Origin of the sequence: Undibacterium sp. Xuan67W (assembly GCF_049340165.1) — a bacterium.
Taxonomy (GTDB): domain Bacteria; phylum Pseudomonadota; class Gammaproteobacteria; order Burkholderiales; family Burkholderiaceae_D; genus Undibacterium.
The window spans coordinates 161,938-171,922 of sequence record NZ_JBMPPN010000008.1; the positions used below are offsets into that span (position 1 = coordinate 161,938).

The 9,985-nt window shown below is 47.3% G+C and carries 7 protein-coding genes; 6 read left to right on the plus strand and 1 reads right to left on the minus strand.

What is annotated here, in order from left to right; translation table 11 throughout:
• Window positions 1–96: 96 nt before the first annotated feature.
• The 6 genes from ACO0LE_RS09750 (at window position 97) to ACO0LE_RS09775 (ending at window position 9,278) form a co-directional block, all read left to right on the plus strand.
• Complete coding sequence (locus ACO0LE_RS09750) at window positions 97–1,122, plus strand: hypothetical protein (RefSeq protein ID WP_422960189.1); 1,026 nt, start codon at window positions 97–99, stop codon at window positions 1,120–1,122.
• Between the two features lie 218 nt (window positions 1,123–1,340).
• Window positions 1,341–2,486 carry a hypothetical protein gene (locus ACO0LE_RS09755; protein ID WP_422960190.1) on the plus strand — a complete coding sequence of 382 codons (1,146 nt, stop codon included), beginning with the start codon at window positions 1,341–1,343 and terminating at the stop codon, window positions 2,484–2,486.
• Between the two features lie 54 nt (window positions 2,487–2,540).
• Window positions 2,541–4,793, plus strand: coding sequence for a hypothetical protein (locus ACO0LE_RS09760; protein ID WP_422960191.1), 2,253 nt, complete (start codon window positions 2,541–2,543; stop codon window positions 4,791–4,793).
• Between the two features lie 176 nt (window positions 4,794–4,969).
• Window positions 4,970–7,228: a hypothetical protein gene (locus ACO0LE_RS09765; protein WP_422960192.1), complete on the plus strand. Its 2,259-nt coding sequence runs from the start codon at window positions 4,970–4,972 to the stop codon at window positions 7,226–7,228.
• 179 nt (window positions 7,229–7,407) lie between these two features.
• Window positions 7,408–8,853: a hypothetical protein gene (locus tag ACO0LE_RS09770; RefSeq protein ID WP_422960193.1), complete on the plus strand. Its 1,446-nt coding sequence runs from the start codon at window positions 7,408–7,410 to the stop codon at window positions 8,851–8,853.
• Window positions 8,850–9,278 (plus strand): thioredoxin domain-containing protein, encoded by a 429-nt coding sequence (locus tag ACO0LE_RS09775; protein ID WP_422960194.1) that lies wholly within the window; start codon window positions 8,850–8,852, stop codon window positions 9,276–9,278. Before ACO0LE_RS09770 ends, ACO0LE_RS09775 begins: the two co-directional genes overlap by 4 nt.
• Before the next feature lie 462 nt (window positions 9,279–9,740).
• Here the strand turns inward: ACO0LE_RS09775 and ACO0LE_RS09780 are convergent, their stop codons facing one another.
• Window positions 9,741–9,872 (minus strand): hypothetical protein, encoded by a 132-nt coding sequence (locus ACO0LE_RS09780; RefSeq protein WP_422960195.1) that lies wholly within the window; start codon window positions 9,870–9,872, stop codon window positions 9,741–9,743.
• Between the last annotated feature and the right edge of the window lie 113 nt (window positions 9,873–9,985).

A 9,985-nucleotide genomic window follows, 5' to 3' on the forward strand; every position in this document is an offset into this window, starting at 1 on the left:
GTAGTTACCGAGCTATCGGCAGATTCATTTGGCATGAAGCCAAAACTAAGGCTTAGCACTACGAATGCTGGAACTGAAGAATAGGACGATTTGTTTATGCAGATAACACTGAAAGAATACGAAACTAATTTAAGTACCTACTATGTTTATGGTTGCGCCGTAAGGTATCGCACAAGATTTGGTTTTATCGTTAATCGATGGTTTACTGATGAAGAGGTGGAAGAGGAAGAAAAGAACCGCACGGGATTTGACTATCGCGACAAGCGTCTGGTTACTTTTTTTAAAGATGGTGATCCTGGAAAACAATGGGGCTCTACACTTTTTACGGGCTGGGGTACGGTTCACATTGGTGCTGCAACACAGCCGCAAAGCCAATTTATCGCGATTGAATTGGAGGACGACCTCGTTTATGTAATCGGCAGTGGAGTTAGTTACGACGACGCACTGGTCACTTCTAAGTTGCCAAATAGTCCGAATCGTGGCGGCATCCGGCGCATAAAAATGATCGATGGTTATGCTTATGTTTGTGGCGGTAATCGGTCTGTCGGTAAACGTCTTGGAAAAGGACAATGGTTATCTCATAATCACGCCATTCCGCCCGAGGGCGATAATGTTGACGGTGGCTTCGACGATATAGCCGGCTTCAATGAAAATGATTTATACGCTGTAGGTGGCAAAGGCGACGTCTGGCGCTACGACGGCAAGATTTGGCAGCAAGTGGCCTTTCCTACCAATACCTGGACCAACACCGTTTGCTGCGGCGGCGATGGCAATGTATATATTTCCTGCTATGAGGGTCTCACCTTCATGGGCCGAGAAAACCGCTGGAAGAAAATTTACGACGGTGGTATTAACCTCGGTTTTAAAGACATGGTCTGGCACGAAGGCAAAGTCTGGTGCACCAACGATCATGGCTTATGGACCATAGAAAACGGCAAGTTAGAGCGGGTCAATGACTTACCTTCAGAGATCTATGTCTGCTCGGGTAGTTTATCGGTCAATGACGGTGTAATGCTAATGGCAGGCTTGGGCGGCGCAGCCTATAGGGAAGATGGCCAATGGCACAATCTCTTTCTGCGCGGTGAAATGGAAAAAGCCGTGCGCGAAAAAAACGCAGAATAGTTTGACGAGTAATAGTTACAGTATTTGAAGACATAAAATATACGATATCGCCAGCACGCACTATCCATGCGCCTGTTGGCGGCATGTGCTTGGAAAGGCGCATGGATAGTGCGTTGCAGACCAGTGCCTATTTGAGTTTTTGGGTCACAATCATGCGGTGTTTGATTTGTTACCCATAGCACAGTACTAAATAGAAATATTCTTTTGGAAAATCAACTATGGCCGTAAATAGAACTTCTTCATTTCAATTAATTAATTTGGCTGACGACGCAGACAGAAAATACTTTCAAACTTTTTTACCAAAATGGAATTGCGAGCATGTTGAATTAAAAAATAAAGTTTTTGCTTTTTATGCTGACGATGCAATTATCGATGGACATCTGTGGCTTGATTTCGAAGCTGGCTGGATGACTAATAATCTGGCTTGGCGTAGTTCTTTAAATATTGCGGAAGACAATAGCCTGCAAAAAAATTGTCGCGTAAGCGGATTGGTTGTCACTGGCAGTCTATCTTTATCAGGCTCCGTCATTAATAAAAATGGTAATTACGGCCCTTCTTTAGATGTTGGTGGCGGCATACACGCACACAATCTTATAGGCGGGGGGGCTTATATTACAGTGATTGGAGCGGCAAAGATCGACGGCGTGACTTTTGCTCATTACAACGATGGCAGCTTGTCGATTGGGGAAGAGTTAGATTGCCCCGTGATTATTAATGAAGGCCATGACCTAAGTTTTAAGTCCCATCGTAATAATAAAGTGCATATTGATGGAGATAGTTCTGATAAGAAGATCATTTCCAATACCGATGATGATGGCAACACTGTAATTCCCAAAAAACTAAGGAAAGATTTAATTACGGACATTGTGGAATGGGACGATGTATTAGTGCATCTTTGTGAAGGTAAAAATATACTGCTATCGCAAGGTGCTAAATCATCGCTTAAAAATAATGCCTACTGGTTAGAACGGATAAACCGTGATTGTCGTAATTTGGCAAAAGTACCTGAGGAAGAAATTACTGCAGAATTATGTGAAATAGCGGTAAAACAAGGCGGATTTGCTTTGCAATATGTTCCGGAAAAAATGAAAACATTAGCGCTGTGCGAATCAGCTTTAGATATTTCCTCGAGGTGGACTGATTATGCGGGAGCAAATTTGCAATATATTCCAAGCAAGATGATCACGAAAGAGCTTTGCTATAAAGCGGCTAGAGCAATTACCTGTATTAAATTTATACCCAAAAAAATTCTGGATTACGATCTGGCATATGAAGTGGTTAAATTTAATTCGGATGAGATAGAAAATATTCCTAAGGAGTACAAAAAAAGAATGCTGTTGCTGTTGGCAGGTGCAAAGACTTGAGGTACAGAGAAACTATTAATTAAAAATTTAAACAAATAAAGCGGCAACTTCAACATGAACCAAAATGATTTTCCAGCGCCACTTCCATGGTCTGATTACCCTCAAATTGATATTGAATCCTTTCGTGAACAATTTCCTGAAATTCTGTTCGGCTATGGTCGGACTGAAGAAAGCGAAGATGATCCCTGGGAGGCATTTTGTGCAGAATTTGAAGACGCGTCCATCCTACTAATCATCGGGCAAGTACATTTAACTCAGGCGCATATGCAAGAGTTAAGCGATACCGGCCACATAATCGTGGTGGATGGCGATGTGGATATTGAAGGCGATATATGCTCATTGCTTTATGTCAGTGGAGATATCTATTGCGACAATATTTATCTTGGATATTGTTTCAGCGGAGGTTTGCCCGCGTATTCAGCGACCGGTAAAATCGTTGCCAGACACTACGCACATATTGGAGCTGAAGACCACGAAATGATGGTGCCTGCTCCGGCGATTTGGCTTGAAACGCCTTACCTTTTTTCTTGGTTTGGCAACATTGACCAACTTAAGTTATCTTCCGATACTTCGATATTCATTGTGGGAGAACGTGGTTATGACGACGGCTTGGATATGTACGATGCAGTGTTCAACGGGCACGATTCGGTTTATGTTCTCAAGCCGGAACATGCTAGTCACTTGGATAGCGATGGTTCAGACGAGGATTTCTGGAATCTCTTCTCGATTAGAAAGGATCTGCAAAACGGAAATAGCATTTTCATCGAAGGTTTTGACCCCGCATGTATGTCGCTTCAACGTGCGGGCGACGATGCGCTTTCTTTGAATGATTATTGCAGGGCTTACCAATACTATAAAGCTGCAGCAAACATCTCGCCACAGTCCTATTTCGCTTTGTTTGGAATGGCAGAATGTTTGCATTATGTTCACGCTTACGGGCAAGCGCTGATTCAATACCGAGCGGCGGCAAGTTTGATGCCAGCACATCAAAATAATTTAATCAATGGCGCCTTGAATGACGCCGCGTGGTGTGCCGTGCGTAGCAATCAATATTCCGTGGCGATTGAGTTGGCAACGAAATCAATTGAGTTCAATCAAAACTACACCAATCGCGGAAAAGAAGCTCGTGGAGAAGCCTATCGCTGGCGCGCAGAAGCTCTGTATCTGATGGGCGAACCAACAGCGGCCATCGCTGATCTAAAAAGAGCACTGGAATTCAGACCCCGACACCTAGAAAGTAATTGGTTAATGGGCCTCATGTATTACTTACAAGGCGATGAAAAGTTAGCTCGTAGTTTTCATGCTAAAACTTGCGGCAAGAATGGAGATTTGTGGCTCTATTACGATCAGGCAAAAAATACCAATGATCTGAACGAGGTCTGCACTAATGTGGACTGGGATCGCCTGTCGTTGTCAGACTTTACGGCATTGGTGAAGGATGAGACATATTGGTGCGACTACATACGTAATAATGGTTCTGGCAAGCTGAATCGAGTGCCTGTAGTTATGCGCAGTGCCAAGCTCTTTATGACTGTCCTACAAAATGAAATTCCTAATTTATGTGGGTGGGCGCAATTTACCGATCCCTTCCCAGACACTGCATTTACGCCAGAGGTTGTGGAGTACTTAGTTCGATGTGGCGGCGTGAATTTGAGATATGTGCCCAAAACGATGATCACCAAACAGCTCTGCATGCTGGCAAATATAGAGGCTCGTTCGTTTGATGCCAGCGCAGTGCCGGTAGAAGTGTTTGACGAAGAGCTGTGTTTTCATGCTCTTAGTTGCGGCGCTGCGCTTGAGGATCTTCCTGAGCACATACTAAGCAAAGAGCTGTGCCTGCACGCCATACGTAAGAACCGTTATGCATTGGAAAAAATCCCGGCCCATCTCATTGACGAAGAATGTCATTTGACCGCCATCGTCTTTAGTGATCCATATTTTGTGAAAACCCATATTGCCAAGCCCTACAAAACACCTGCGATGCTCATGCGGGCTATCGACATGGATAAGCGCGCACTGGACAGTATTCCAGGCAATATGTTTGACGCCGAATTATACAAACACGCCGAAGCGAGATATGGTAATGATCCCGATTGGCTAGCCATCGTGGCGCGGCATGATCAAGCTAGTTGCGATGCAAATGATTTTTCCGCAACGTGTGCAGAGCAGTGCTGGAGCGCGTTGTGGGATGAAGCGTTTATGCTAAGACATATCGCTAAAGAAGGATACCGACTTGCGTCATATGAGATCCCGAAAGCGCTCTACACAGAAGTCATCGCGCAGGCTTGTCGCAAATTAGCTGAGTAAATGCTGCTCGATTCTGAAATTGCGGCAATCGACTTTTGGGCGAAAGTGAAATAGCGCGAAGAAAGTGACGAGTGATTTCCGATATAGCACTGCAGTAGCTTGGAGCAGTGGCTATAAATGCTTACTTTTTGAAGTTTTAATGATAAAAAATAATTGTCTGTAAAGTGCCTAATGTGATGCTAAAACCTCTGTTTGTAGAATACGACGATGTTACCGAACTCGCCCGCGCACAGTGGCTACAGCGCTTGCCAGACACGTTAAGCCGGATGAAGGAATATTTGGGCGACAAAGACATCCCATGGGGTGTTTATGAAGGCGATTTACATATCAAGAATGGTTGTGAGCACCAAAGCGCCCTCATCGTCAACGGTAACCTCACTATTGATGGCGTATATGATGATGGACTAACCGGTCTGATCATCGTGCTTGGTGACATGCGGGTCCATAGCGTAATCAGTTGGGCTGGCGTGGCTGTCAGTGGAGATTTGTACGCGAGAGACTTAGTGTATGCCTATTACAACGACTTTACTTTTGAAGTGGGGGGAACCGTACATGCCCGAGCTCTGGTGGTATCTGATCGCTCCTTTAGTGCCAATAAAATCAATGCCACCATGCGTTTGCGAGATGTTAATAATGATGAAATGGCAAATTACGTGCGCGCTGTCCGCGAGTTTGTACCTGAGGTATTGGTTGATAGCGTATTAGAAATTTTCGAAGATGACGAATCCATCATCCGGTTAAAACCCAATTTTTCCGTCACCCGAGAACGTTTGGCGATGGGTTTACCCATTTTTCGCGAACTACCCGCCCCCGAGCTCGTAGCCAAAGACTTGTTAGCCGTAATTCGTGGCAGCGCCCCGCCTTCAGCTTTGGCAGCATTGGCAAGTACGGATGTTTTGATCGCGATAGTGGCAGCTGCGCGGACAGATCTGCCTGTAGCTGCACAAGCTACGCTGGTTAAAGCAGCCCACCCCGCAGTAATGGAGATACTGGCAAAGAATCCGAAAGTTGATCAACAGTTGCTGGATGCGATTGCTGCAGTATCGCCAGAAGTAGCAAGATTAGCAGCGCAGCACCCACGAGCATCCGCCAGCTCGATTAGTCAATTGCTCTCTAATCCAAACCCTGCAATGCGGGAAACATTGACCGAGCGCGACCGCCTACCTGCATCGGTGGTCAATCAGCTAGCCTGTGATGCCAGCACCGACGTTCGGCTAGGTATAGTGTATCGACACAAAGATGCATTGTCAGATGCAACGATAGATGTAATGGTAGGTGATACCGATGCACAAGTGCGGGAGGCGTTGATTGGTGCACGTCTTAAGCCACAACATTTTAGTTTGTTGGCACAAGACCCTGAAGTTAAGGTCCGGTTGCGGCTGGCGGAAAACTTGGTGGAGCAAGCCTTGTTTCGTACTTCCGCATTGCTGTCAGCAGCCGACAGAGAAGCTCTGGCGCTGACACTAGTACTAGATCAAAATAATGCAGTACGCTTTGCGGTAATGCCCGCCTTGTCGGCAGACGAGCAAGAGCGCTTATGGGATAACTCTAGCCCAGTTGATATTGAACGCATTGCCTATCGGCTAGCCGGGGTAACGCGCAGCGTGCTTATGATGCAGCGTATTTCCAACATCTCGACGTCTCCAGATAATTTGAAGGAGCTGGCAAAAAATCTAGCCTTGCCCAAAGCTGAACAAATGCGACTGATGGATATTGCCCTTACACCAGTCAGTTCCAAATGGTGGGCGCGTTTAGGAGGTCTGGCATCTTCCGGAGCATCTAAAAAGCAAGCCAAAGTTATGGCAGATTTGATGGCGGAACTAGTACGCAATCCCAATTTGCATGAAGAGGTTGTTCTGCGCGCTGCTGATCATTGCATTGCAACTTCTGGGAAGCCATATTTCTGCAAATCATTACTACAGCGCCAGCTTATACCTTTGGCAGTGTTGGAGCGACTTAAGGGCGTGCGGAACCAGGACTTTCAAAATGATTTTGCCTTGACAGTGTTGATGCGTCACAATTCCACCCGCGAACTTATCGAATATGCGGTGCCTCTTTGGTACGATAACACCAAGCTGATCAGCGAATTCGAAAAATTGCAACCCCTTAAAGACGATGCTTGGTGGTTAGCTCTGGCAAAAGCCAAAAGCGAAGACCTGCGCGAAATTGCCGCAAGAAATCTCCATACGCCACCTGCGGCACTTTCTCGCTTGAGCAAGGACAAGGTACCGGAAGTCGTTTCTGCGGTGGCTTCCAATCCGGCCAGCCTCACGCACTTATGGCCCTTGGTGCTACTACAGATGGCCTACCACAACCCAGCCCTCAACGAAGCGCAAGCGCAAATGATGTTGCACCAGGCAGAGACAGACAGTGAGTTCAATGCATCTTATATCTGGGAGTCTATTGCGGAACGACAATTGCGGGCGTGTGATTGAGTGAATTGCATGCCGCGGTAGGGGAACTGCAAAAGGAAACTAAAAAAGAGGAGAGTAGGTTCTAGTTTGCTCATAGAGTTTAAGGGATAAGTTTTCAATTTTTCATTGCACACTCGACCCTATAAATTTTCCTTGTTACTATTTTGCCGATGTTTTTTAAATAAACGAATAGCCCTTTTATGTCCTCGCAAACCCCGCCTCCAGTCATCGCCCCACTAGTTCGCCGTCATGTCGAAGACGCTGCCTTTTACTGGGCCCAGCATGATGCGTCAACTTACTCGCCACGCCTAAGTTTGTCTGGTCTGGCACGCTTTAGTGATTTATTAGATGCGCATCTGGAAGGCGTTTTAGTTGCCGATAGCACCGGCTGGCAGCCAACGCTAGGCGCGCTGGAGCGTTGGAAGCAACCTGGCGAAGCCTTTGTCTGTGCTTATGCCGCTCTTTATCGTGACGAAATGGCGCAACTAGAGGCACTGTTAGCCGTAGTGCGGGCGCGCCCGGATGAACTATTGCGTGGTGTGATCAGCGCATTGGCATGGGTGCCGCAGGCATCGGCACTGGCAGTCATCTCACGCTGGACCCAAGATGATAGCGATAGTGTTATGCAAGTAGCTGCCTTACGTGCCTTGGCATTGATAGAGGCAAGACGCACTGAGGCAGAAAATGCGACGGAAGGCGGGATGGAAGATGCAGCCCCTGTGCAAACAGCTTTATCGCAGCCGTTAAGTCATTTTCTTGCAAGCACAGATGCCCATGTAAGGGCAGCTGCTTGCCGTGTTGCTGCCAACACGCCGAGCGATCAACAACTTGAACTGGCCTTGAGTAATTGTCTGCAAGACGCTGATCTTGCCGTGCGGGCTCAAGCTGCCATTGCCGTGGCACTACATGCGCGCAGAGCAGAATTCAATGCCGCGAATAATCGTACTGAACAAAGTGAAGACATTGGCATCCTCGCGGCAGAAACCTTATGGCAATGTATCGTCAGCCAAGTGTCTTTAGTGGCGGAGAGTAGTGGTTGGTATCGCAAACAAGCCTTACGCAGGCTCAATCGCTGGGTACAGCATTTGGCAGGAATGATCCCGCTGGGCAATCCGCAATTGTCTGCGTTATTAACATTTATGCCGGCACGGGTAGGCTTGCGTTTTGTTGCCTACCATGGCGATCCAGCCCATTTGCCCTACGTACTAACGCATATGACGGACGTAGAAACGGCGCGTTATGCAGGTTGGGTTTGGCAAACTGTTACCGGAGTTGATCTGGTTAGTGCGGGTCTCGCTCTGGCAGAATCTGAACAGGCAGCTAGTCCCGCTATTAGCGACGCACGACTGGACGCTGATCTAGGTCTAGCGCTACCAAATGCCGCCGCCGTAGCTGCTTATGCAAACACCACGCTACATAGCGGGCAACGCTATTTATTAGGGCAGGTCTTAACACCGACGTCGGCCTTAGCTTATCTTGACGAATCAACGCAAGCTATCCGTAATATTGCCGCTAACTATCTGCAACTAAGCCATCCGAACCTAAGTGTCACAGTACGTGGTCCAGCACACCAGCAAGTGGCTGCGCTGGAACAACTGCAGGCCGTGTTGCAGAAAGATCTGATTAACGTAGAGGACGCAGCATGATCAGCCAAGCACAGCTAGATCCGTGGGATGATGCCAGCCTATTGGCGCAGCGATTAAGCCCGGCTAACGCTCAGCTTTTTATTCTTATCGGTGCGGAACAATGGTGTGCCAAGTGCCGCGACTTGCGTCCACAGTTTGATAGCCTAGCTGCCCAGGCCAAGCTGGACGAAGTCTGGCTATGGCTAGATTTGGAAGACCATGCCGAATTCATCGGTGATTACTTACCCGAAAATCTCCCGATGCTAATCGCCTATCAAGGTGAAAACATCGTGCTCTGCCAGGTTGTGGAAGATGCCGAGCAATCACTCAATGAGTATCTCGAACCCATCCGAGCTATCCGACACGCCCCCTACTCTGCCCTACCAACAATGCAAGATCCTGGTATTCGATCTCGCTTATTGTTGCAAGATTGGGCAAGTGAATAGAAATCTCATTTTGAAAATTTCTTGTTAATCTTCACTCGAATAACAATTCTGTAAAACCAAATGGCGGTAAATTTCCTATCCTCTACAGCTGTTTTTGTTAGTAAGCCCGCTTACATTCGCGTGCAACACTAGGAACAGGTAGTAACCGCTTGAGGTTCATTCATATAACGGCATGGCGATTAACTTCGGCATCGTCGACAACCAGTGTGGTAGTAGGCGCTGAATTAATCTTTGGTGGTCAATGCAGTGTGAATAGTAACGACAGAGACGCCAATCGTGTAGGTAGGAAATACCGGCTAACGCCAGAGCAAGCACCATAACATCCTGACTCTGATCTCGCCGCGGAACAGCTGGCGGTTACGCATACATCCTTTGAAGCGAATCCCGTTGTTCGTGACTTTGCAGAACCGTGGTGTGTCAACGCTATGACTGCCCCAACTACCGGTAATCGATTCAGTAAAATCAGCCGGACAGCAATACAAAAATACTGTCTCTGAAAGCCTGCACGGCTTTGCCGGTGAAGCCATGGAAAAAGGCGGCACGATTGCTGCTGCAGGTGGTGGAACTGCTGCCGTTGGTGGGTAATCCCCCCATTTTTAGCGCGAGCTATGAGTAGAGGCTATGCGGCAAGTGCGAGTTTCTGTTTCGGGGTGATGCCGCCGATGCCCGTGTTGGGCCGGTCGTGATTGTAAGTCCATAACCAGCTG

What these genes read in the sequence shown, in the direction of transcription:
- ACO0LE_RS09775 (WP_422960194.1), top strand. Translation starts at nt 8,850, where the DNA reads ATGATCAGCCAAGCACAGCTAGATCCGTGGGATGATGCCAGCCTATTG.
- ACO0LE_RS09760 (WP_422960191.1), top strand. Translation starts at nt 2,541, where the DNA reads ATGAACCAAAATGATTTTCCAGCGCCACTTCCATGGTCTGATTACCCT.
- ACO0LE_RS09780 (WP_422960195.1), bottom strand. Translation starts at nt 9,872, where the DNA reads ATGGGGGGATTACCCACCAACGGCAGCAGTTCCACCACCTGCAGCAGC.
- ACO0LE_RS09755 (WP_422960190.1), top strand. Translation starts at nt 1,341, where the DNA reads ATGGCCGTAAATAGAACTTCTTCATTTCAATTAATTAATTTGGCTGAC.
- ACO0LE_RS09765 (WP_422960192.1), top strand. Translation starts at nt 4,970, where the DNA reads ATGCTAAAACCTCTGTTTGTAGAATACGACGATGTTACCGAACTCGCC.
- ACO0LE_RS09750 (WP_422960189.1), top strand. Translation starts at nt 97, where the DNA reads ATGCAGATAACACTGAAAGAATACGAAACTAATTTAAGTACCTACTAT.
- ACO0LE_RS09770 (WP_422960193.1), top strand. Translation starts at nt 7,408, where the DNA reads ATGTCCTCGCAAACCCCGCCTCCAGTCATCGCCCCACTAGTTCGCCGT.